20 protein-coding genes are annotated in these 22,449 nt (G+C 50.5%); 7 read left to right on the top strand and 13 right to left on the bottom strand.

The features are described 5' to 3' along the window. Positions 1 to 179: 179 nt before the first annotated feature. The 4 genes from FHD02_RS17940 to glnA all read right to left on the bottom strand — a co-directional run bounded on the left by FHD02_RS17940 (position 180) and on the right by glnA (position 4,478). Positions 180 to 290, bottom strand: a complete 111-nt coding sequence (locus FHD02_RS17940) for a YshB family small membrane protein (RefSeq protein WP_003028631.1) — start codon at positions 288 to 290, stop codon at positions 180 to 182. Positions 291 to 402: 112 nt separating this feature from the next. Further along, a complete protein-coding gene (gene glnG / locus FHD02_RS17935) occupies positions 403 to 1,812 on the bottom strand; it encodes a nitrogen regulation protein NR(I) (RefSeq protein ID WP_220394148.1) in 1,410 nt (469 codons plus the stop codon). Between the two features lie 11 nt (positions 1,813 to 1,823). Beyond that, positions 1,824 to 2,873 (bottom strand): nitrogen regulation protein NR(II), encoded by a 1,050-nt coding sequence (gene glnL / locus FHD02_RS17930; RefSeq protein ID WP_042313563.1) that lies wholly within the window; start codon positions 2,871 to 2,873, stop codon positions 1,824 to 1,826. 195 nt (positions 2,874 to 3,068) lie between these two features. Beyond that, the gene (glnA, locus tag FHD02_RS17925; RefSeq protein WP_038635848.1) at positions 3,069 to 4,478 is read right to left on the bottom strand and encodes a glutamate--ammonia ligase; all 1,410 of its coding nucleotides are present in this window, start codon (positions 4,476 to 4,478) and stop codon (positions 3,069 to 3,071) included. Between the two features lie 380 nt (positions 4,479 to 4,858). Between glnA and typA the strand changes: the two genes are divergently transcribed. Next, complete coding sequence (gene typA, locus FHD02_RS17920) at positions 4,859 to 6,682, top strand: ribosome-dependent GTPase TypA (RefSeq protein WP_003028641.1); 1,824 nt, start codon at positions 4,859 to 4,861, stop codon at positions 6,680 to 6,682. Positions 6,683 to 6,751: 69 nt separating this feature from the next. Here the strand turns inward: typA and ompL are convergent, their stop codons facing one another. From ompL to yihU, 9 genes are all read right to left on the bottom strand, one after another. Then, a complete protein-coding gene (ompL, locus tag FHD02_RS17915; RefSeq protein WP_137361695.1) occupies positions 6,752 to 7,444 on the bottom strand; it encodes a porin OmpL in 693 nt (230 codons plus the stop codon). Positions 7,445 to 7,510: 66 nt separating this feature from the next. After that, positions 7,511 to 8,929 (bottom strand): MFS transporter, encoded by a 1,419-nt coding sequence (locus tag FHD02_RS17910; protein ID WP_220394147.1) that lies wholly within the window; start codon positions 8,927 to 8,929, stop codon positions 7,511 to 7,513. A 45-nt stretch (positions 8,930 to 8,974) separates the two neighbouring features. Further along, positions 8,975 to 10,357 (bottom strand): MFS transporter, encoded by a 1,383-nt coding sequence (locus FHD02_RS17905; protein ID WP_200920946.1) that lies wholly within the window; start codon positions 10,355 to 10,357, stop codon positions 8,975 to 8,977. A 45-nt stretch (positions 10,358 to 10,402) separates the two neighbouring features. Continuing rightward, positions 10,403 to 12,439, bottom strand: a complete 2,037-nt coding sequence (locus tag FHD02_RS17900; protein WP_220394146.1) for an alpha-glucosidase — start codon at positions 12,437 to 12,439, stop codon at positions 10,403 to 10,405. Positions 12,440 to 12,561: 122 nt separating this feature from the next. Further along, on the bottom strand, positions 12,562 to 13,437 hold the full coding sequence (locus FHD02_RS17895) for a sulfite exporter TauE/SafE family protein (protein ID WP_063941727.1): 876 nt from the start codon (positions 13,435 to 13,437) through the stop codon (positions 12,562 to 12,564). Positions 13,438 to 13,525: 88 nt separating this feature from the next. Beyond that, positions 13,526 to 14,428, bottom strand: a complete 903-nt coding sequence (locus FHD02_RS17890) for an aldose-1-epimerase (RefSeq protein ID WP_063941728.1) — start codon at positions 14,426 to 14,428, stop codon at positions 13,526 to 13,528. A gap of 71 nt (positions 14,429 to 14,499) precedes the next feature. Continuing rightward, the gene (yihS, locus tag FHD02_RS17885; RefSeq protein ID WP_023217874.1) at positions 14,500 to 15,741 is read right to left on the bottom strand and encodes a sulfoquinovose isomerase; all 1,242 of its coding nucleotides are present in this window, start codon (positions 15,739 to 15,741) and stop codon (positions 14,500 to 14,502) included. A 15-nt stretch (positions 15,742 to 15,756) separates the two neighbouring features. Beyond that, positions 15,757 to 16,635 carry a sulfofructosephosphate aldolase gene (yihT, locus tag FHD02_RS17880; protein ID WP_023217875.1) on the bottom strand — a complete coding sequence of 293 codons (879 nt, stop codon included), beginning with the start codon at positions 16,633 to 16,635 and terminating at the stop codon, positions 15,757 to 15,759. A 10-nt stretch (positions 16,636 to 16,645) separates the two neighbouring features. Next, entirely contained in the window at positions 16,646 to 17,542 is an 897-nt protein-coding gene (gene yihU / locus FHD02_RS17875; RefSeq protein WP_137371466.1) for a sulfolactaldehyde 3-reductase, read from the bottom strand. 166 nt (positions 17,543 to 17,708) lie between these two features. On the opposite strand from yihU, the gene FHD02_RS17870 reads away from it, so the two are divergent. The 6 genes from FHD02_RS17870 (at position 17,709) to fabY (ending at position 22,432) form a co-directional block, all read left to right on the top strand. Then, positions 17,709 to 18,605: a sugar kinase gene (locus FHD02_RS17870; protein WP_137361701.1), complete on the top strand. Its 897-nt coding sequence runs from the start codon at positions 17,709 to 17,711 to the stop codon at positions 18,603 to 18,605. A gap of 33 nt (positions 18,606 to 18,638) precedes the next feature. After that, positions 18,639 to 19,442 carry a DeoR/GlpR family DNA-binding transcription regulator gene (locus FHD02_RS17865; RefSeq protein ID WP_137361702.1) on the top strand — a complete coding sequence of 268 codons (804 nt, stop codon included), beginning with the start codon at positions 18,639 to 18,641 and terminating at the stop codon, positions 19,440 to 19,442. A 104-nt stretch (positions 19,443 to 19,546) separates the two neighbouring features. After that, on the top strand, positions 19,547 to 20,146 hold the full coding sequence (yihX, locus tag FHD02_RS17860) for a glucose-1-phosphatase (protein WP_123269190.1): 600 nt from the start codon (positions 19,547 to 19,549) through the stop codon (positions 20,144 to 20,146). Beyond that, complete coding sequence (locus FHD02_RS17855; protein ID WP_220394145.1) at positions 20,140 to 21,012, top strand: virulence factor BrkB family protein; 873 nt, start codon at positions 20,140 to 20,142, stop codon at positions 21,010 to 21,012. The genes yihX and FHD02_RS17855 overlap by 7 nt, the downstream gene beginning before the upstream one ends. Then, positions 21,009 to 21,446 (top strand): D-aminoacyl-tRNA deacylase, encoded by a 438-nt coding sequence (gene dtd / locus FHD02_RS17850; protein WP_220394144.1) that lies wholly within the window; start codon positions 21,009 to 21,011, stop codon positions 21,444 to 21,446. Before FHD02_RS17855 ends, dtd begins: the two co-directional genes overlap by 4 nt. A gap of 44 nt (positions 21,447 to 21,490) precedes the next feature. Further along, complete coding sequence (gene fabY, locus FHD02_RS17845; protein WP_003825286.1) at positions 21,491 to 22,432, top strand: fatty acid biosynthesis protein FabY; 942 nt, start codon at positions 21,491 to 21,493, stop codon at positions 22,430 to 22,432. The last annotated feature ends 17 nt before the right edge of the window (positions 22,433 to 22,449 follow it).

Below are 22,449 nucleotides of genomic sequence, written 5' to 3'. Positions count from 1 at the left end.
ATAACACTTGCGTACTACGACCGAAAAACCGAGAGTGTGCTCCGGATAGACTGAAAAGTGTTACCTATGTTCCCGGTCTGATCTGTCACCTATGTATCCGGTCATACACTGCGCTTACCGGGCCTACGCGTTGCGACAACCTGTAGGCCCGATAAGCGTTAGCGCCATCCGGCACATTGTCAGCTGAACAGTCCAACCAGCGCCGCGCACAGCACTGCGGCAACCGCAGTTTGTGGCGTATGGCTTTCGACCGCACCGCTCGACAGCAGATTAATCATTGATTCCAGCATGATGACTTCCCCCCGTTAGCCGGGCACGATCATACTTAACTCATCAGAACAGTAAAGCGCAAAATAGCAGCAATTTGCGCTCAATTATCAAACTTTACACTGTGACCGAGCGTCACTCCATTCCGAGTTCTTTTAACTTACGCGTCAAGGTATTACGGCCCCAGCCGAGCAAGCGCGCTGCTTCCTGTTTATGCCCCTGGGTATGACGTAGCGCGGTGGTCAATAGCGTGCGCTCCATCTCTGGTTGAGCTTCAGAAAGCAAATCTTGATGACCGGAACGTAATGCCCGGTCTGCCCACTGTGCTAACAGCGTTGCCCAACTGTCCGGCTGCATAGGGGACGGCGCGTCTGGCACGCTGGTTTCAAAAAGCTCGGCCGGCAAGTCCTGAATCAATACTTCTTGTCCGGCAGCCATAACGGTTAACCAGCGGCAGGTGTTTTCAAGCTGGCGTACGTTGCCCGGCCAGGCCAGACGCGTAAGCGCTGCCTCGGTTTCGGGATGTAATTGTTTGGCTTCCACCCCCAGTTCGCGGGCGGCTTCCTGCAGGAAATGACGTGCCAGGCGAGGGATGTCTTCCCGACGTTCACGCAGCGGGGGCAAATGAACGCGAATGACGTTCAGACGGTGGAATAAATCCTCACGGAATTTACCTTCCTGTACGCGCAGTTCCAGATTCTGATGCGTGGCGGCGATGATGCGAACATCCACTTTCACAGGCGCATAACCACCCACCCGGTAAAACTGTCCATCGGCTAATACGCGCAGTAAACGCGTTTGCACGTCCAGCGGCATATCGCCGATTTCATCGAGGAACAGCGTCCCACCGTCGGCCTGCTCAAAACGCCCCTGACGAATGGTATTTGCCCCGGTAAACGCCCCTTTCTCATGACCGAACAGTTCAGACTCGATCAAATCTTTCGGGATCGCCGCCATGTTCAGCGCGATAAACGGCGCTTTGACGCGTGGGCTGTGACGGTGTAGGGCATGAGCGACCAGCTCTTTACCGGTCCCGGACTCGCCATTAATCAATACGCTGATTGAAGAACGGGAAAGTCGGCCAATAATGCGAAAAACATCCTGCATCGCTGGCGCTTCGCCAATAATATCGGTCGTTGGTCCGGGGATTTGTACATTACGCGGCTGCTGCTGTTCCTGATAATGACTGATGGCACGTTCGACCAGCGCCACGGCTTCGTCAATATCAAAAGGTTTGGGCAGATAATCAAACGCCCCTTGCTGGTAGGCGCTGACGGCGGCATCCAGATCGGAATGCGCCGTCATTATGATGACCGGAAGCATTGGATGACGCTGTTTGATCTGTTTTAACAGCGTCAGACCGTCCATACCCGGCATGCGAATGTCTGACAACAATACGTCCGGTGTTTTGCTGGCCAGTGCGTCCAGCACCTCTTTACCGCTTTCAAATGCGGTACAGCTCAGACCAGCCCCTGCGAGCGCACGTTCTAGCACCCAACGGATGGAACTATCGTCATCAACGACCCAGACTATTCCTCGTTGCATAAACGTCACCTTTATTTCCTGATAGGCAGGTAAACCGAGAACTCGGTATGACCCGGCCAACTGGTAAATTCAATTTTGCCGGAATGCTGATCAATTAAATTACGGGCGATGGATAACCCAAGGCCGGTACCGCCCTCGCGACCGCTGACCATTGGGTAGAACAGCGTGTCCTGCAAATGAGAGGGAATACCCGGGCCGTTATCCTCAACATCGATCCGCGCCGCCAGACGGTAACGCACGCCGTGCAGCGTGAGCTGAAACGCAGTGCGGGTACGCAGTACGATCTCGCCACCTTCCGGCCCTAAGGCTTGCAGGGCATTGCGCACGATATTCAGCAAAACCTGTTCTATCTGGTCCGGGTCGTGCAATAACTCAGGCAGGCTCGGATCGTAATCACGAATTAGCGTAACGTTTTCTGGTACTTCCATCGAAACCAGCGCGACCACACGCTCCGCTACTTTGTGAATACTTTCCGTGACGTGCATGCCCGGTTGTTGCGGTCCTAACAGACGGTCGACCAGATTACGCAGGCGGTCGGCCTGCTCAATAATGACTTTGGTATATTCGGTCAGCGCCGGGTCCGGGAGCGCTTTACTGAGAAGCTGTGCCGCGCCGCGTAACCCGCCCAGCGGGTTTTTGATTTCATGCGCCAGCCCGCGTACCAGATCGCGGGCGGCAATTTGCTGGGCATGCTGGAGTTGTTCCTGACTCAGACGGCGCTGGTTATCCATTGGCGCCATCTCCAGCAGGATCAAGCCATCAGGCAGCCTCTGGGCGGTCACAGAGAGGATATGTGAGTGGCTGTCTATCACCAGCGTCACTTCGTTATCCGTAAAGCCCTGACCGGCTTCCAGGCTCTCACGCAGCAGTCCGATGTTTAACGAGAAATAACTCAACAGATCGGGCAGCGGTGTACCAAACAGTTTGCGGGAGCTTTGAGCGAGCAGCTGTTGCGCCGCCGGGTTGGCGTAATGTATCGACAGCTCATCGTCGACGAGTAAGATGCTATTGATTAAAGAATTGAGGATCTGCCCAGCATCGGGCAGCGTGCCGGTTGCCATTCAGCAGTCTCCTGAAAAGTGTTGCACCATTTTAGTGCATTATAGCTTTTTATGGATAAAAAGCGCGAGAAAGCAGGTTGTTAGTGGAGAAAAAAGCCCATCGTGTGATGGGCTGAAAGTTTCCACGGCAACTCAATTCCAGGTTATCGCGCCAACGCGTGACGCGACCTTCTCTGGAAAGTACAACTCAAACGATCAAACGCTGTAGTACAGCTCAAACTCTACCGGGTGCGGCGTCATGCGCACGCGGTCATCTTCTTCGCGACGCAGCGCAATGTACGCATCGATAGCTTCATTGGTGAACACGCCGCCTGCAGTCAGGAACTCGCGGTCCAGATCCAGTTCTTTCAGTGCTTCTTCCAGAGAACCCGCAACCTGTGGGATCTCTTTCGCTTCTTCAGGCGGCAGGTCGTACAGGTTTTTGTCCATCGCTTCGCCCGGGTGGATCTTGTTCTTAATACCGTCAAGACCCGCCATCAGCAGCGCGGCAAAGCACAGGTACGGGTTAGCAGCCGGGTCCGGGAAACGCACTTCGATACGACGCGCTTTCGGAGAAGCTACCACCGGAATACGGATGGAAGCAGAACGGTTACGGGCAGAGTAAGCCAGCATAACCGGCGCTTCGTAGCCCGGGACCAGACGTTTGTAGGAGTTGGTGGTCGGGTTCGCCAGGGCGTTGATCGCTTTAGCGTGTTTGATAACGCCGCCGATGTAGTACAGCGCCTGCTCAGACAGACCCGCATATTTGTCACCGGAGAACAGGTTTACGCCATTCTTGGACAAGGACATGTGGCAGTGCATACCGGAACCGTTATCGCCGAACATTGGTTTTGGCATAAAGGTCGCAGTTTTACCGAAACGGTGAGCAACGTTGTGCACCACATATTTGTAGATCTGAATTTCGTCCGCTTTTTTGGTCATGGTGTTGAAGCGGGTTGCGATTTCGTTCTGGCCAGCGGTTGCCACTTCGTGGTGGTGCGCTTCAACAACCAGACCCATTTCTTCCATGATCAGACACATGGTAGAACGGATGTCCTGAGAAGAATCTACCGGAGGAACCGGGAAGTAACCGCCTTTCACGCCAGGACGGTGACCTTTGTTACCACCTTCGTATTTGGTGGAGGAGTTCCATGCGCCTTCGATATCATCGATAGCCACGTGGGAACCGGAAATGGACGCGCCGAAACGGATGTCGTCAAACAGGAAGAACTCTGGCTCTGGCCCGAACAGAACGGTATCTGCGATGCCGGTAGAACGCAGGTACTCTTCAGCGCGTTTAGCGATGGAGCGCGGGTCGCGGTCGTAGCCCTGCAGCGTACCGGGTTCCAGGATATCGCAACGGATGATCAGGGTAGACTCTTCATAGAACGGGTCGATGAGTGCAGTAGACGCATCTGGCATCAGAACCATGTCTGATTCGTTAATGCCTTTCCAGCCACCGATTGAGGAGCCGTCAAACATTTTGCCTTCTTCAAAGAATTCGGCATTTACCTGATGAGCAGGAATAGTGACGTGCTGTTCTTTACCTTTGGTATCAGTGAAGCGCAAATCAACAAACTTCACTTCGTGTTCATTCAGCATCGTCAAAACGTGTTCAGCGGACATACTTACTCTCCCGGATTGGTCATGGTCGTCGTGGTAACGAAGTCTTCAATTCTGCAAAAAATTGGCCGTGTCGCCGTAAAAAAGATAAAGCGAAATCTGTGCCAACTTTTAAATTGCCCCTAAAAGGCGTTATCATGCGCACTATCGTGCAAAGGGGCTGCACCATGAAGGATGTATTGCACCATTATAGTGCTTTAATGTGAACATTAAGCACCATATTGGTGCAAAGCACCCCAGATTACCCCTTTTAACGCTCCGTGAATGTGATCACAAAGAAACTCTGCAATACTTGTTTGCGGAGGATGTTTGTGATCCTGTTTTGTACTGCGATTAATCCGTGTACAATAACGCGCTATTTCTAAAATGCCTGAGGCAAAGTTGTGATCGAAAATTTGCGTAACATCGCCATCATCGCGCACGTAGACCATGGTAAAACGACCCTGGTAGACAAGCTGCTCCAACAATCCGGTACGTTCGATGCACGTGCTGAAACCCAAGAGCGCGTGATGGACTCCAACGATTTGGAGAAAGAGCGTGGGATTACCATCCTCGCTAAAAACACCGCTATCAAATGGAATGACTACCGTATCAACATCGTTGACACCCCGGGGCACGCCGACTTCGGTGGTGAAGTTGAACGTGTAATGTCCATGGTCGACTCCGTGCTGCTGGTGGTGGATGCAATGGATGGTCCGATGCCGCAGACGCGCTTCGTGACCAAAAAAGCCTTTGCCCATGGCCTGAAGCCAATTGTTGTTATCAACAAAGTTGACCGTCCTGGCGCGCGTCCTGACTGGGTTGTTGATCAGGTATTCGACCTGTTCGTTAACCTCGACGCTACCGACGAGCAGCTGGACTTCCCGATCGTTTACGCTTCCGCGCTGAACGGTATCGCAGGTCTGGATCACGAAGATATGGCGGAAGACATGACCCCGCTGTATCAGACCATCGTTGATCGCGTACCAGCTCCGAACGTAGACCTTGACGGCCCGCTGCAGATGCAAATCTCTCAGCTGGACTACAACAACTACGTTGGCGTTATCGGTATCGGCCGCATCAAACGCGGTAAAGTTAAACCGAACCAGCAGATCACTATCATTGATAGCGAAGGCAAAACCCGCAACGGTAAAGTCGGTAAAGTTCTGACCCACCTGGGTCTGGAACGTATCGAGAGTGATATTGCCGAAGCAGGCGATATCATCGCGATCACCGGTCTGGGCGAACTGAACATCTCCGACACCATCTGCGACCCGCAGAATGTCGAAGCGCTGCCGGCTCTGTCCGTTGATGAACCGACCGTAACCATGTTCTTCTGCGTAAACACCTCTCCGTTCTGTGGTAAAGAAGGTAAATATGTTACCTCTCGTCAGATCCTTGACCGCCTGAACAAAGAGCTGGTGCACAACGTTGCGTTGCGCGTTGAAGAAACCGAAGATGCGGATGCGTTCCGTGTATCCGGTCGTGGTGAGCTACACCTGTCTGTTCTGATCGAAAACATGCGTCGTGAAGGTTTCGAAATGGCGGTTTCCCGTCCGAAAGTTATCTTCCGCGAAATCGATGGCCGTAAACAAGAGCCGTTCGAAAACGTAACGCTGGACGTTGAAGAGCAGCATCAGGGTTCTGTGATGCAGGCGCTGGGTGAGCGTAAAGGCGATCTGAAAAACATGAATCCAGATGGCAAAGGCCGCGTACGTCTTGACTACGTGATCCCAAGCCGTGGTCTGATCGGCTTCCGTTCAGAATTCATGACCATGACCTCCGGTACCGGTCTGCTGTATTCCACCTTCAGCCACTACGACGACGTTCGTGCGGGTGATGTGGGTCAGCGTCAGAACGGCGTACTGATCTCCAACGGCCAGGGTAAAGCAGTTGCGTTCGCACTGTTCAGCCTGCAGGACCGCGGTAAGCTGTTCCTGGGTCACGGTGCTGAAGTTTACGAAGGCCAGATCATCGGTATTCACAGCCGCTCTAACGACCTGACCGTAAACTGCCTGACTGGTAAGAAACTGACCAACATGCGTGCGTCTGGTACTGACGAAGCAACGGTTCTGGTTCCGCCGGTTAAGATGACTCTGGAGCAGGCTCTGGAATTCATCGATGACGACGAACTGGTAGAAGTGACTCCAACCTCTATCCGTATTCGTAAGCGTCACCTGACTGAAAACGATCGTCGCCGTGCAATGCGTGGCGCGAAAGAAGAGTAATTAACGCTCTTTCTCAGGTAAGCATAAAAAAGCCGCTGATTATCAGCGGCTTTTTTTATCTCGGGAGTATCAGAAGAAATACTTTGCCCCAACACGAATCTGATTTTGTTCGCGATGATAGGGTTCCACATTACGATCTAACCAGCGTAATTCCAGGTAGGGCAACCAGTGTTCATTGATACGATACTTAAAGGTATTCGTAATTTCCCAGTGATGATCTTTTCCGTTACTGCTGTTGAAGTCATTGACTCGTATAAAATAGTGCGGCTCAAAGGTATAGGAAAATTTATCGGTGATGGTAAAGTTCCAGTAATTACCTATTTCATAGGTATCGTTATTATCCTGATCACCGTTTAGATCGGTTGAACTATAGTTATTATGGTTATAACGGTTACGCACGGTAAGATTAAACCACGGGGTAAATTTATAGTTAACATCCAGATAAGCCGCGCCACCAGAACCCGTACTCTTATCGTTTATCAATCCACCGGGCTGGATAGTTAATTTATCCGTTGGTTTAAATAAAGGATACCAACCTTCTATTTCGTTATAGCCGTGTTTTAACTCATCCTTACGTTGCATGGTGTAGGTGTTGGTGAGCATGATACCTGCGCCCATATCGGAGTTATAGCCAACGCGCATCATCACTTCTATCTGATCGGATGCCAGATTATATGCCTCACGGTTCTCGATATAGGCACCCGCAAAAACAGAAGTAGAAGCAACAGAGGATAAGAGAATTAGTGTTGTTAACTTTTTCATAATAAATCCATTTTTTAAGCGTAGGGAGGCCGCCATCCATTAAGATGGAGTAGGCGGCTATTATTTTTATACGTTTACAGCAGTGGTATTATTTTTAGTGGTAACAGGCTCCGATAGAGCATTGTTTTTCTTCCGTTGGCTGATTTCCTCAATAATAAAAGCAAAGCGAGTCTCGTTGAGCTTATAAAATAAACCCATCGTGAATGCAGCGATAATGGCCAGCCCACAAGGCCAGAGGAAAATAAGCTGACGCAGGCCGAGCAAAGTTGCATCGCTTTGGGTTATGTTGGGGATATAACCGATTTGCGTCAGCATGATGCCCGGCAGGAACCCAGCGAGCGCAGCGGAAATTTTGCGCGAAAAGGTATAACCCGTATACACCGAGCCTTCAGCGCGGATCCCCGTTTTCCATTCGCCATAATCGACCGTATCCGGAACCAGCGCCCAGTTCAGGCTGTTAACAAAAGCGGTTCCGAAGAAGGCTAAGCAAGAGAAAATCACAAAATAAAAGGAGTTATAACCCCAAAAATAATTTAAAATATCGCCAGCGGCCCATAAAACCATACCTGCTAAATATACGCGTTTCTTGCCAAAGCATCTCACGGTCCAGGGGACTAACAAAACCCCAATAATTACGCAACCCATACTAAAAAAACCCATCCAGGATAATAGGTTAATGTCATTTAGTACATATTGGGTATAATAAACCTGAATGGCGAGCTTGATATTAAATGCTGCTAGTGTACACAAATTTGCAATGCATAGAACTAATAGTGGTGGGTTGTGAAAAATTGCACAAAATGATTTGATTATGCTTGTTTTATGCCCCAGAGAGAGGGGCTCAATGTAATGTTCTTTGGTTCCCTTATAACATAACATGATAAAAACAAAACCAAAGATAGAGAAAATTAAGGCTGCACAACCATAACCAATGGTAGTTGTAGAGAATAAAGATTGAAGAGGAATAAAAGCAACCGTACAGATTAATAAACCTATTGTTGCCCCACCTTGTCGAAAAGCTGCCAGTTGTGCTCGTTCATTTGGATTTTTTGTTATTGCTGGAATCATGGCGCCATATGAACAGTTCATTAGACTGTAAAACAGACCGAATAGCATAAATAGACCAGTGGCAATAGCAGTCTTGAGCGGCAGGCTAAATGTTGTAGCAATAAACTGAACTGTCGCAATAATCGCGGATGGTACAGCTGCATACAGAATAAAAGGTCTGAATTTCCCCCTGGAACCTATGTTTTTTTGAGAGTCGAGAAGAAATCCGGTTAGCATATCTGTAAATGCTGTAAAGAATTTTGCTATAAGGAAAATAACCCCACCATAATATGCAGGCATTCCTAGCTCATCTGTGTAAAATTTGAGCAAATACAATGTGCCAATGCTTAGCATTAGATTGGAGCCAATATCACCCGCGCCGTAAGCGAGTTTTTCTTTCAGGCTTAATTTTAGCGTTAGCGGATCATGGTCAGGCATAACCACTCCTTACAACGCCCCGAAGGGCGTCATTAATTATTATTGTTAAGCAGTACGTTTACGCGCTTCTATTTCTTCAACGATACGGAAGTACATTTTCTCGTTGAGGTTGTAAAAACAGCCCATTGTAATCATGGCGAGCACCGCGAGCACACAAGGATATATGAAGATCAACTGACGTAATCCTTCAACAGTGCTGGCCGACTGCACTACGTTTGGAATGTAGCCAATTTGAGTAAGCATCCATCCAGGGAAAAAGCCAGCCAGCGCTTGGGACATTTTTCGAAAGAAGGTGAGCCCGGTATAAACTGTCCCTTCGGAACGAACACCAGTACGCCATTCGCCATATTCCACTGTGTCCGAGACCAGCGCCCAGTTCAGACTGTTGACGAATGCTGAGCCAAAGAATGCCAGGCAGGAGAAGGCTACGAAACTCACTGAAGTGTCACCGAAGCCGTAGTTAAGCAGATCGCCCACAGCCCAAATTATCAGCCCACCGATATAGACCTTTTTCTTACCAAAGCGGCGTACAGCAGCAGGCATCAAAAAGACGCCGATGAATATACAACCCATGCTGAAGAAGCCCATATAGGACAAAATAATCGGATCGTTCAGCACGTACTGGGTGTAGTAGACCTGAATCGCCAGTTTGACATTAAATGCCGCAAGGGTGCAGAGGTTGGCAACGCACAAAATAAACAGTGGGCGATTACCCGCGATTGCGCGGAAGGATTGCAAAATTCCTGCTTTTTGTGCGGAATCAGCCTGTTTGACCTCAACATAACGCTCTTTGACACCCGCATAGCAAAGCCACATAAATAGCAGCCCGCATAACGAGAAAAGAGCAGCCGTAACGGCATATTGCAGCTGTTGATTGCCTTCAATCAAATTCATTACCGGTACAAAAGCAACGGTGCCAATGAGAAGGCCTAAGGTGGATCCACCCTGGCGCCAGGCGGCTAGCGAGGCACGTTCATTTGGATTTTTGGTTATGGCTGGCACCATCGCGCCATAAGAGCAGTTCATCAGGCTGTAGCACAATCCATACAGCATAAACAACAGCGTTGCGACGACCGTTTTGCCCGTAATTTCTAACGGTGTCCCTATAAAGTTGGCTGTAGCCAGCAGTGCTACTGGGAATGATCCATACAGAACGAAAGGGCGAAATTTACCTTTCGGTCCTATTTTTCGCCGCGAGTCGAGCACAATACCGGTGCCCATATCGGTAAATGCGGTAAAGAATTTAGCGATTAAGAAGATAATCCCACCATAGGTTCCCGGAAGACCGAGGACATCTGTGTAGAATTTCAACAAATAGAGTGTGCCAATATCCAGCAGAATATTGGAACCCAGATCGCCTATGCCATAAGCTATTTTTTCTTTAAGTGGCAGGCGTAGCGTTGCCGGATCAGCAGAGGTTTGACTCATTATTATTCTCCATGTGCCCGCGAGTTTCCCCGCGGGCGAGCCGTGTTAGATGTTGCGTAAGGTGGCAAACAGTGACGCCCATTCACTCTTCGCGCGATAAAACACCGGAGGCTTGCCAATAGGTGCATCTACGGTAATTTCACCGCCCTGGTAAGTTTCTCCAGTCCAGACGTTTACCCAGCTATCCTCCGGCAGATACAGCGTCCAGTTTTGCTGGCCCTGTTCGTGAACCGGCGCGACCAGCAAATCCTGTCCCAGCAGGTACTGATATTTCAGGGTATAAGTGGCTGCATCGTCTTCGTAATGCAGGAACAGCGGGCGCATTACCGGTAGGCCGGAGGCGGCGTTCTGCGCAACGGCCTGTTTGAGATACGGTTTCAGGGTGGTGAACACGGTGGTCATGCGGGCAAAGTGGGCAATAGTCTCTGCATCGCCATCAAACTGCCAGTTATCGCCAGGGCGGTTACCTTCGTGGGTGCGCATCATCGGCGTGAAGGCGCTGAAGTCACACCAGCGCAGCAGCAGTTCTTTGCTGCGTTTCATGTCAAACAGGGTGGTGTAGCCGCCGATATCGCTGTGGTGCAGACCGTGGCCGGTCATCGCCAGCGATAGCGCCGCAGGAACGACGGAAGCCAGACCGTCATCGAGGCTCCAGTCAACGTTCTGATCGCCTGCCCACATCATGGTGGAGTACTTCTGGCTGCCGGTGTAGCCCGCACGCATAAAGAACAGGATCTCGCCGAGTTTGCCGGTTTCCTGTAACGCTTCGTAGTTGCATTTGGCCCACAGTGCGGGCCAGGCGTTATGCATAATTTCAGCGCTGACGCCGTTGTGCAGATACGTATCGGTTGGCAGATATTCGCCAAAGTCGGCCATCCAACCGCCGCAGCCCAGCTCAATCATGTTCTTTTTGATGACTTCTTTGAACCAGTCGTAGGCTTCGGGGTTGGTCAGATCGACCACTCCGCCGTAAAACTCGCCGAACTCAACCAAATAGTCAGCGCCTGAGGCATCTTTCGCCAGATAACCGCGAGCGGCAGCTTCGGCACAGAGATCTTTATCGCTGGCGACGTATGGGTTGATGTAGGAGAGAAACTGCACGCCTTCTTCTTTCCACTGCTTAATACGGTTATCCAACTGCGGATAGTTGTCGCTGTTCCACTTCCAGTTCCACATCACGCGCTTGCCAAAGGAGGTCATGCGGATCCCGGACCAATCCTGCGCCCAGATGCCGTTTACTTTCACGCCTGCGTTACGCATGGTGTCCAGTTTGTTCTGGCAAATCTCAGTACCGCCCTGAATACCGAGCGTGACGCCGTCGTAAACCCAGTCCGGCAGCTCCGGCTGGCGACCTAACAGCGCGGTCAGTTTTTCCAGCAGGGAAATATACGTGTCGGCGCACTCAAAGCACAGGGTGGTTTTGTCTTCCCACAGCGCCAGCTCGTGATACTCCGGTGCGCTGAAGTCGAAATTCATATAGCAACTGTTATCAACGTGGCAGTAGTACTTCTGTGTGCTGACGAAGGTCGGCTGCGGGAAGAAGGTCCAGTAGTAGTCTCCGCCGGCATTTTCTTTGCAGTCAGCCTGCCAGGTGACATAGCTGTTTTTGTTACGGCCCACGCCCTGTTCGCTGGTCCACAGTGGGAAGGGTTTTCCGCGCAAATCGAAGTAAGAGAATTGTTCACCACAGCCGTAAATATGATCGTCCGGGTTGGCTGCCAGACGCAGCCAGATGCGGTTATGGCTGAGATCATCGTTGTGCAGGTCCAGCTTCAGGCGGCCCTGTTCATCGGTAGAGATGTGCAGCGTGGCGTTGATGGTATTACCGCGGCTGAAATGTACCAGCCAGCCATCAGGTGAATCGCTAACCGTGGCGTCGGTCAGAGCAATCTTCTCATTGAGCTTGTCTTTGATGCTGAAGTTGCCGCGAAACATGTCAATGTCGGCAACGCCAGCGCCGATCCATAGACAAGGGGTTTCTGTGCTGTGACGTAAAATCAGGCGCTGGTGGTACGTTAGCGTAAAGCCATCAATATTCTTTTCTATCAGGACAGAGGATAGATGCCTACTTTGCGTGCTCATAAAATATTCTCCATGAAATTGAGGAACGCGAGCATACTGATTGGTTATGGTTTGCTATTATTCATTAGCCTTAAATAGTTATGCGCTACCCTTAAGTAGCGCTTGAACAAGACAAACTCTTATTATTTGCTAGCATCCACTCTACGAATCTCAGCAATTTTTTTACCTAAAAGTATTTGTAATGCCGCCAACAGCACAAATGGTGGTAGAAGCGCCGTGATAGCTGAAATACCTAATGCACCTTTTATTAACATTGCACCTGAAGCGATTAATAATAAAAATACTAAAACACGGAATACTTTTACCGAAATGCGCTTATGCACATATTGCCCGACTAAGGAACCGAGTATCATTGTAGGAATACAGAAAATAACCAGTTTAAATGTTGAGATTGTTAATATTCCACTCGTTGCCAGACCGCCGACAACGGCAATGTTGTTAGCCGTAAAGAACGCATTCAGCGTACCGCGAAAAGCGGCTGGACCCAGATTACGTAGCATTCCATACATCACAACTGGTGGTCCGTTTGTGGAAAAGGCCGCCCCTAGCGCACCAGCTACTGCCCCTAACGGTGCAGCAATCCAACGTCTGTCATAGATGGGTAAGCGAGGAATAAACATACTGTAGAATGAGTAGAGAATAAGAAAACCGCCCAATCCTATTTTCATAATGTGGTCAGGTAGATAGGAAAGTGCATATAAACCTACCGGAATGCCAAGAAAGGAAAAGCCGATAAGAACGGCAGCCGATCGCCAGTCCGTTTCTTTACGAGATAACCATGTGGCATAAATGGCGGTCGCTGTTCCGACAATAACAGAAAGTGGTGTTGCCATTTTTACAGGCAGCATCAGGGTGATGAGCGGCATAGTTGTCAATCCACCACCAAAGCCAGCACATATTCCTACGAATGTATAAAGAAACATTAAGGCGATAACGGTGTATATAACATTAGATTCCAACATCACGCCATCAGGTGTAAATAAATTAAAGAAATCCATTATAATTCCTTCATTATCAAATTCTAAAATATTACCTTGGCCTTTTTAAGTCAGGGTAATGGGTATCCTGCACAAATAAATACTTGAACTATATGCATTCACCATGAATATTAAAAAATAATGTATGCTGCTGTTTTGGTTTAAGTAATAGTAAGTTGATCCCAGAGTTAAAGGCATTAGGTGGACAACTCATCGGCTCGATAGCTAATCCCTGACGATTCAACTTTTCGCCACTATAGACCTGAAGCCACGGTTGATCGGAACACAAACTAACAGCCAGCTCTTTTTGTTGATTAATAATTTTCGCTTCCCACCGCTCGCCGCAAGTTTTGAAAGTATGATCAATCCGTTTATCACCGATTTTTTGTTGGATGGAATAGTCCAAATTCAGCTCATCGACGTGAAGTAACGTTGTTGAGTTAGACTGTGTATCGAAAGCCAAAACCTCATTTGCAGGAAGCTGCAGCGTATAGTCATCAACAGGCGTTAAATCACAGGTTAAATAAGGGTGAATACCGACTCCGTAAGGTGCTGGTTTATCGCCGACATTTTGGCTAATTATCTCAACGGACAGTCCGGCTGTTGCGTCCAGTGAGTAAATCACTCGTGAAATCAATGCGAATGGGTAGCCATAACTTGGTGGCAGAAATATGGAGAATGAGGCTTTTGTGGCCGTTAATTCATCAATTTGCCAGTCCCGCCATGCAAGTAAACCGTGAATAGCGGTGTTGGAACCATGTTCATTAATCGGTAGCTGATACTCATGCCCATCATGCTGATAAATGCCATTGGCAATACGATTTGGCCAAGGGATTAATACCTTACCCAGATGAGCAAGAGGCATCTCTTCTGGTTTATGAGGTATAACCAGATGTTTGCCCTGCCAGGTTAATTCGGCAAGACCGGCACCAACTGAAACTATTTGCGCCCGGTAATCACCTGCAGCGAGTAATATCGTATTCCCACCACTATGCATATATATCACCTTAATATTAGATACCCTTACTAAACAACGGCATATGCAACATTTGTTTGCTGATATGCCGTCTTTACTAGGCTTTTTTATTTCGCATTGATATCTAACAAGCCCGCTGCTACGGCTGGTGCCAGCCCTGGAGCGAGCGGGATGCGTGGGATTACCAGACAGTGCAGAAGATGGTATATATCCTGCTTACCGTCCCAGACCTTAGTGGTCACCTTGTTGTCTGCATCCAATTCTTGCCACCATGAACCATTTTCATAGTCCATCAGGTATTTAATGCAGTAATCCCACCATGTCTGATACCAGGTTTCGTATTGACGATCCCCTGTTACGGTATAGAGGGCATAGGCTGTCCCCATCGCTTCTACAATAGGCCAGCGTACACGTTCACGTACAACGGGTTTCCCTTCCCAATCAACGGTATACACAATGCCGTCTGCCCCATCTGGAGCCCAGGCATCGCGTACTGTAGCGTGGAACAAACCTTTAGCATCTTCCAGCAGCCATGCTGGGGGTTGTTCGCATCTGGCTTCCAGCGCTGCGTGGATATGCAGCATTAAACGACCCCATTCGATCCAATGGCCTGGTGTGCCGCCAAATGCACGGAAACGGTGTGCTGGATTTTCTTTGTTATAGTCGCGGATAGGATTCCATTGAGCATCAAAGTGCTCATTCACACGGTAATGGTTGTTTCTGGCTACATCATGAATGATGACGGATGCGATTCTGATAGCGCGATCCAGCCATTTTTTGTCATGGGTAACGTCATAAACGATCAGGAAAGCCTCGACCGCATGCATGTTGGCGTTACCGCCGCGGTAATCTTCCGTCTGGCTGAAAGCTTCGTCCCAGGATTCCAGGCACATCTGCTCTTCTTCACTCCAGAAGTATTTCTCAATAACTTCTATGGTGTAATCCAGTAATTTCCTGGCTTCAGGATGCCCGGTTGTTACTGCGCTGGCTGCGCCCAGCAGTGCAAAAAAGTGTTGATACCCTTGTTTGGAGGCATCCATCACGCCTTCGTCATTCACGCAGGCATACCAACCACCATATTTTTTATCTAGTAACGCGCCATTCATAGCCTTGATGCCGTGATCAACCAGATCATATGCCCCAGGCCTGCCCATAGCCGCTGCCACAGAGTAAACGTGTAACATTCGGGCAGTAATCCATAGATGAGTCCCCATCTCTTCTTTAATTTGCCCCTTGTTACCCAGCCAGCCAAATCCGGTAGGGACAGCAGCATTTTTGCCAAAGTTAAAGATGCGGTCAGTTTCCTGCTCCAGCCAGCGGTTGTGGCTCAGTGTGTTAAACCATTTCATTCTTTGATCCTCGTATTAGCGGCGACGGGCCATCATTTCATCGACGATATCGCCAAGACGTTGCAATTTAGGCGCGGAAACATCACGCAGCATCAGTTCGGTATCCGGCAGGCCAACAACCGATGACCACACCGCACGTCCGGCCAGGAAGCCGGATGCGCCAGCGGTCATTGCTACGCTGACCGCGCGCGGGAACAGTTTTTCATCTACACCAGAGGAGAGAATGACCCACGGCATGTTGATGTTTTCATTCAGGCGCTGAGACGCGCTAAGCAATTCTTGTTGGGTACCTTTGCCGTATAGCGGCATTTCGACCTTGTAGAGATCGGCACCGCTATCACCCAGTTCTTTTGCGGCATCGATAATGGCCTGTTCGCGATCGAACTTATCGCCACGACGCGGTGGACGAACAACAGGCTCGATGATGCTCAGCAAGCCATTGGAATGGCATAGCTCATTGAATTCTTTCACCATATCAAGACGCTGTTGGGCATCTTCATCGCTACGCCACAGCACCAGCAGTTTGAGAGCCTTGGCACCATCTTGCTTCACGGCCTGCGGGTTGATTTTTTTATCAATCACCACGCTATCGACCGGAATACCGTTACCCGGAATAAACTCATCAGCGGCCACAATCATGGCGCAACTTTTGGCGACCGCGTTTTGCTCTACAACCTGGCGGTAGCAGAACTGCTGATCGACCAGAATGGCGGAGGCATAGGGGGACAGGATCTTCGCCGCATTGACTTTGAAATCGGTCAGCACGCTGTCATTGACCGGGGATTTTGCACCCGCTGCGGCAAACATTAAGCGCATGGCTTCGCGCTGATCGACCGCCAGCATGGCAAATCCGCCAGAAGCTCGGGTGATATCTTTCAGGGTGTACTTCGTCATTGCTCAATCCTTACTTATCTGTGTGTTTATTTAGCCCGGCGGATGCGCGAACCTGTTCAAGAATGGCCGTCCAGTCTTCCCGGCCACGGCCAGCGGCGCGTGCCTGGTTATAGACTTCGCGGGAGGCGGCGCCGAGCGGCATCGGCACATGTAGTTGGTTGGCAACGTCCAGCGCGATGCCAAGATCCTTGTGAGCTAAATCGATCATGAAGGCCGGGGAAAGATCGCCTTTCAGCACTTTGTTCGGCCAGGAGGTAGTGAAGTGGCCTTTCCCGGCGGGGGTGCCGCTCATCACTTGCAAAGCTACATCGAAGGAGAGGCCGAGCGCTTCGCACAGCACGGCGGCTTCGGCAGAAAGAGCGTTCAATGCGATACTCATGTAGTTGTTGATGAGTTTCACGCGGATCCCCATACCGGGACCCCCTGCATTGATCAATTCATTACCCATCGCCATCAGAACCGGTGTGGCGCGTTCTACCTGCTGTGCCGTTCCACCTGCCAGTAGCAATAGCGTTCCCGCGATAGCGTGATCGGAGGTGCGTCCAACCGGGCAATCCATCATGTCGAAGCCTTTGGCACGCATATCGGTAATTAGTTTGTCGGTTTGCAGCGGGTGAATGGTGGACATATCAATCACCAACGACTGTGGGGAGAGGCTTTCGCAGATACCCTGCTCGCCGAACAGTACGCTGCGTACCAGATCGCCGTTTGGCAGCATGGTGATGACAAATTCTGCCCCTTTTGCGGCCTGAGCCGGGTTGCTGGCAGGCAGTGCTCCTTTTTCCACCAGGCGCTGAACGGCATCCGGGTTAACGTCAAAGACGCTGAGTTGATGACCCTGCTTCAGCAAGTTGCTCGCCATGGGTGAACCCATCTGACCTAATCCGATAAATGCTATAACTGCCATAACGTTCTCCTGAGACGTGGATGTCATTTTTTGTCATTTAAGGTCGTTTGTTTTTGTCTGTTTTTGATCGTATTTGTAATTTATGGTCAAAAAATTGACAGCCGTCACTTTTTAAACATTTTGTGAAATTAAAATGGTCCCATCTTGAAACGCCTAAGGAATGACCATGATTCGTATTGCTTGTGTAGGTATTGCCGTGATGGATCGCATCTATTACGTGGAAGGATTACCGACTGAGGGGGGTAAGTATGTGGCGAAGCGTTATACGGAAGTGGGCGGTGGGCCTGCTGCAACGGCCGCAGTGGCTGCAGCGAAGCTGGGCGCACAGGTGGACTTTATTGGCCGTGTGGGCGATGACGACACCGGAAATAGCCTGCTGGCGGAGCTGGAATCCCTGGGGGTAAATACCCGCTACACCCGGCGCTATGCAGGGGCGAAGTCTTCGCAATCGGCAATTATGGTTGATGCGCAAGGGGAACGGATTATCGTTAACTATCCCAGCCCGGATTTATTGCCGGATGCTGATTGGCTCAATGAGATCGATTTTTCCCAGTGGGATGTGGTGTTGGCGGATGTTCGCTGGCACGAAGGGGCCAGGCAGGCGTTCGCGCTGGCGCGTCAGGCGGGAGTGATGACGGTACTGGATGGTGACGTAACGCCACAAGATATCAGCGAGCTGGTGGCGTTAAGCGATCATGCTGCGTTCTCTGAACCTGGTCTGGCACGTTTAACCGGGATAAATGATTCTGAAGCTGGACTGAAACAAGCAAAAACGCTCACAAATGGTCATGTTTATGTGACACGAGGGAGCGAAGGCTGTGACTGGATAAAAAATAATACGTTGCAGCATCAATCTGGATTTAAAGTTGATGTTGTGGATACTACGGGAGCTGGAGATGTTTTCCACGGTGCGCTCGCATTCAGCCTGGCTGGGGGCGATGCTCCAGAAGAGGCCGTCAGGTTTGCCAGCGGAGTTGCTGCGTTAAAATGCACGCGTCCGGGAGGAAGGGCCGGAATCCCTGACTGTGATCAAACCCGATCTTTTCTGTCACTTTTTGTATAAAATGCCAGGGCAATGGTTTTTCGAGGAAATTTCATGAGTCTTACCGAACTGACCGGTAACCCGCGACACGATCAACTGCTTATGCTGATTAGCGAGCGCGGTTATATGAATATCGACGAGCTGGCCAGCCTGCTGGACGTGTCCACGCAAACCGTACGTCGCGATATTCGTAAACTCAGCGAGCAAGGATTAATTACGCGTCATCATGGTGGCGCGGGTAGAGCCTCCAGCGTGGTGAATACGGCGTTCGAGCAGCGTGAAGTTTCCTGGACGGAAGAGAAAAAAGCCATCGCGGAAGCGGTGGCTGACTACATTCCCGATGGGTCAACGGTGTTTATTACCATAGGCACCACCGTTGAGCAGGTAGCACGCGCGCTGTTAAACCATAATCATTTGCGCATTATTACCAATAGCCTACGCGTGGCGCACATTCTGTATAACAACCCACGTTTTGAAGTCATGGTGCCGGGGGGAACGTTACGCTCGCATAACAGCGGCATCATTGGCCCTTCTGCCTCGGCATTTGTGGCTGATTTTCGGGCCGACTACCTGGTTACCAGCGTTGGCGCGATCGAAAATGATGGTGCGCTGCTGGAGTTTGATGTCAACGAGGCCAGCGTGGTGAAGACGATGATGGCCCATTCAAGGCATATTCTGTTGGCTGCGGATCATACGAAATATACGGCTTCTGCCGCGGTAGAGATTGGCAACGTGTCTCAGGTGACCGCGCTGTTTACCGATGAATACCCAGGTCCCGCATTGCATAATTTACTCCAGTCACAGCAGGTGGAAATTGTGCAAGTGAGTCCTTCACAGGATGATGCTCTGGCAGTGTAATTCTCCCAATGATGGCTCGATAAGTTCGTAGCCATCACTCTCGCATAGTCAAACTTCTCCTTTCCCGCTACAGTTATTCATCCACGGCGAATAAGGAGAAGGGCATGCTCTATATCTTTGATTTGGGTAATGTGATTGTCGATATCGACTTCAATCGCGTGTTAGGTACTTGGAGCGATCTGAGCCGTGTACCGCTGGCTTCGTTAAAGCAAAGTTTCACCATGGGAGAGGCTTTTCACCAGCACGAGCGAGGTGAAATAACGGATGAAGCCTTTGCCGAGGCGATATGTCATGACATGGCGCTACCGTTAAGCTATGAGCAGTTCTCCCATGGCTGGCAGGCCGTTTTTGTTGCCTTGCGTCCTGAAGTCATCGACATCATGCAAAAGCTGCGTGAGCAGGGGCATCGGGTGGTTGTCTTGTCGAATACTAACCGTCTGCACACGACGTTTTGGCCGGACGAATACCCCGAAATCCGTCAGGCTGCTGACCATATTTACCTTTCCCAGGATCTGGGCATGCGTAAACCGGAAGCGCGGATTTACCAGCATGTCCTGCAGTCTGAAGGTTTTTCTGCGCATGAGGCGGTATTTTTTGATGACAACGCCGATAATATTGAAGGGGCTAATCGGTTAGGGATTACCAGCATCCAGGTTGTCGATAAAACGACCATTCCGGACTATTTCGCGAAGTTGCTATGCTAAAAAATGTTCAGCAACAAGCCAGGTACCATACGCGTCCTGTTCGGGCCTGGCTGAAGCTACTATGGCAGCGGATTGATGAGGACAACATGACGACGCTGGCAGGGAATCTTGCCTATGTCTCATTGCTCTCATTAGTGCCGCTTATTGCCGTAGTTTTTGCACTTTTCGCCGCATTTCCGATGTTTTCTGACGTCAGTGTCCAGCTACGTCATTTCATTTTCGCAAACTTTATCCCAGCGACGGGAGATGTCATTCAGCGTTATATCGAACAGTTCGTCGCCAACTCGAACAAAATGACGGCCGTTGGGGCGTGTGGGCTGATTGTGACAGCGTTATTACTGATGTATTCCATTGATAACGCCCTGAATACTATCTGGCGCAGCAAGCGTACCCGGCCTAAAGTTTACTCTTTCGCCGTTTACTGGATGATTTTAACGTTGGGGCCGCTGTTGGCGGGGGCCAGTCTGGCGATCAGCTCTTATCTGTTGTCATTGCGCTGGGCCAGCGATCTCAACACGGTGATTGATAACGTCCTGCGTATTTTCCCGCTGGTGCTTTCCTGGCTCTCGTTTTGGCTGCTTTACAGCATCGTACCGACTACGCGTGTACCTAACCGTGATGCGGTTATTGGTGCCTTTGTGGCCGCGGTGTTGTTCGAAACCGGAAAGAAAGGATTTGCGCTCTATATCACGATGTTCCCGTCTTATCAGCTCATTTACGGTGTTCTGGCGGTGATCCCCATTTTATTCGTCTGGGTATACTGGACCTGGTGTATCGTCTTGCTAGGCGCGGAAATAACTGTCACTCTCGGGGAATACCGCAAACTTAAACAAGCCGCAGAAAAAGAAGAAGCAGAGCAACCATGATTGCATTAATTCAGCGCGTAACCCGTGCCAGCGTCACCGTGGAGGGCGAGGTGACGGGTGAAATTGGCCCAGGACTTTTGGTCCTGTTAGGTGTCGAAAGGGATGATGACGAACAGAAAGCGAACCGCCTGTGCGAGCGCGTACTCGGCTATCGAATCTTTAGCGATGCCGAAGGCAAAATGAACCTTAACGTGCAGCAGTCAGGGGGGAGTGTACTGGTGGTTTCACAGTTCACGCTAGCGGCAGATACCGAACGCGGCATGCGCCCGGGGTTTTCAAAAGGGGCTGCTCCCGATCGCGCTGAAGCGCTGTATGAGTACTTTGTTGAGCGTTGCCGCCAACAGGAAGTGAATATGCAAACCGGCCGATTCGCTGCGGATATGCAGGTTTCACTGGTTAATGATGGCCCCGTGACGTTCTGGTTACAAGTATGAACCAGCTACCGGTGTGGCCGCGGACAACAAGAGAGAATACGACTATGTATCACCTTCGAGTACCGCAAACAGAAGAAGAATTGGAGCGTTACTACCAGTTTCGCTGGGAGATGCTGCGTAAACCTTTGCACCAGCCAAAAGGCTCCGAACGGGATGCCTGGGACGCGATGGCGCATCACCAGATGGTGGTGGACGAAGAGGGAAATCTGGTCGCAGTTGGCCGACTGTATATCAATGCGGATAACGAAGCCTCCATACGCTTTATGGCCGTTGACCCTTCCGTGCAGGAGAAAGGGTTGGGCACGCTGATGGCGATGACCCTGGAGTCTGTGGCGCGTCAGGAAGGAGTCAAACGCGTAACCTGTAGTGCCCGTGAAGATGCGGTCGAATTTTTCGCCAAACTGGGATTTGTGAGCCAGGGAGAAATCACCACGCCGCAAACCACGCCGGTGCGTCACTTTTTGATGATTAAGCCTATTGCGACGCTGGACGATATTCTCCATCGCGGGGACTGGTGCGGACAGCTACAGCAAGCCTGGTACGAACATATTCCATTGAGTGAGAAAATGGGTGTGCGCATTCAGCAGTATACCGGGCAGAAGTTTATCACCACGATGCCCGAGACGGGCAATCAGAACCCGCACCATACGCTGTTTGCCGGGAGTCTGTTTTCCCTGGCGACGCTAACGGGCTGGGGACTTATCTGGCTGATGCTGCGTGAGCGTCATCTGGGCGGGACGATAATCCTTGCCGACGCACATATCCGATACAGCAGGCCGATCACCGGGAAACCTACCGCTATCGCCGATCTGGGCTCGCTGAGCGGTGACCTGGACCGTCTGGCAAGAGGTCGCAAGGCGCGCGTTCAGATGCAGGTTGGGGTGTTTGGCGATGACACGCCGGGCGTGGTGTTTGAAGGTACCTACATTGTGCTACCCGCAAAACCGTTTGGCGCATATGAAGAAGGCGGGAACGAGGAAGAGTAGGTCAGAGGATGTAATCA

The organism is Citrobacter sp. EC_71 (assembly GCF_019584005.1).
In the GTDB taxonomy this organism is placed as follows: Bacteria; Pseudomonadota; Gammaproteobacteria; order Enterobacterales; family Enterobacteriaceae; genus Citrobacter; species Citrobacter werkmanii.
Note: the sequence above shows the minus strand (reverse complement) of the source record. Positions and strands in the feature narration are given on the sequence as shown.

What these genes read in the sequence shown, in the direction of transcription:
- FHD02_RS17940 (WP_003028631.1), bottom strand. Translation starts at nt 290, where the DNA reads ATGCTGGAATCAATGATTAATCTGCTGTCGAGCGGTGCGGTCGAAAGC.
- glnG (WP_220394148.1), bottom strand. Translation starts at nt 1,812, where the DNA reads ATGCAACGAGGAATAGTCTGGGTCGTTGATGACGATAGTTCCATCCGT.
- glnL (WP_042313563.1), bottom strand. Translation starts at nt 2,873, where the DNA reads ATGGCAACCGGCACGCTGCCCGATGCTGGGCAGATCCTCAATTCTTTA.
- glnA (WP_038635848.1), bottom strand. Translation starts at nt 4,478, where the DNA reads ATGTCCGCTGAACACGTTTTGACGATGCTGAATGAACACGAAGTGAAG.
- ompL (WP_137361695.1), bottom strand. Translation starts at nt 7,444, where the DNA reads ATGAAAAAGTTAACAACACTAATTCTCTTATCCTCTGTTGCTTCTACT.
- FHD02_RS17910 (WP_220394147.1), bottom strand. Translation starts at nt 8,929, where the DNA reads ATGCCTGACCATGATCCGCTAACGCTAAAATTAAGCCTGAAAGAAAAA.
- FHD02_RS17905 (WP_200920946.1), bottom strand. Translation starts at nt 10,357, where the DNA reads ATGAGTCAAACCTCTGCTGATCCGGCAACGCTACGCCTGCCACTTAAA.
- FHD02_RS17900 (WP_220394146.1), bottom strand. Translation starts at nt 12,439, where the DNA reads ATGAGCACGCAAAGTAGGCATCTATCCTCTGTCCTGATAGAAAAGAAT.
- FHD02_RS17895 (WP_063941727.1), bottom strand. Translation starts at nt 13,437, where the DNA reads ATGGATTTCTTTAATTTATTTACACCTGATGGCGTGATGTTGGAATCT.
- yihS (WP_023217874.1), bottom strand. Translation starts at nt 15,741, where the DNA reads ATGAAATGGTTTAACACACTGAGCCACAACCGCTGGCTGGAGCAGGAA.
- yihT (WP_023217875.1), bottom strand. Translation starts at nt 16,635, where the DNA reads ATGACGAAGTACACCCTGAAAGATATCACCCGAGCTTCTGGCGGATTT.
- yihU (WP_137371466.1), bottom strand. Translation starts at nt 17,542, where the DNA reads ATGGCAGTTATAGCATTTATCGGATTAGGTCAGATGGGTTCACCCATG.
- FHD02_RS17870 (WP_137361701.1), top strand. Translation starts at nt 17,709, where the DNA reads ATGATTCGTATTGCTTGTGTAGGTATTGCCGTGATGGATCGCATCTAT.
- FHD02_RS17865 (WP_137361702.1), top strand. Translation starts at nt 18,639, where the DNA reads ATGAGTCTTACCGAACTGACCGGTAACCCGCGACACGATCAACTGCTT.
- yihX (WP_123269190.1), top strand. Translation starts at nt 19,547, where the DNA reads ATGCTCTATATCTTTGATTTGGGTAATGTGATTGTCGATATCGACTTC.
- FHD02_RS17855 (WP_220394145.1), top strand. Translation starts at nt 20,140, where the DNA reads ATGCTAAAAAATGTTCAGCAACAAGCCAGGTACCATACGCGTCCTGTT.
- dtd (WP_220394144.1), top strand. Translation starts at nt 21,009, where the DNA reads ATGATTGCATTAATTCAGCGCGTAACCCGTGCCAGCGTCACCGTGGAG.
- fabY (WP_003825286.1), top strand. Translation starts at nt 21,491, where the DNA reads ATGTATCACCTTCGAGTACCGCAAACAGAAGAAGAATTGGAGCGTTAC.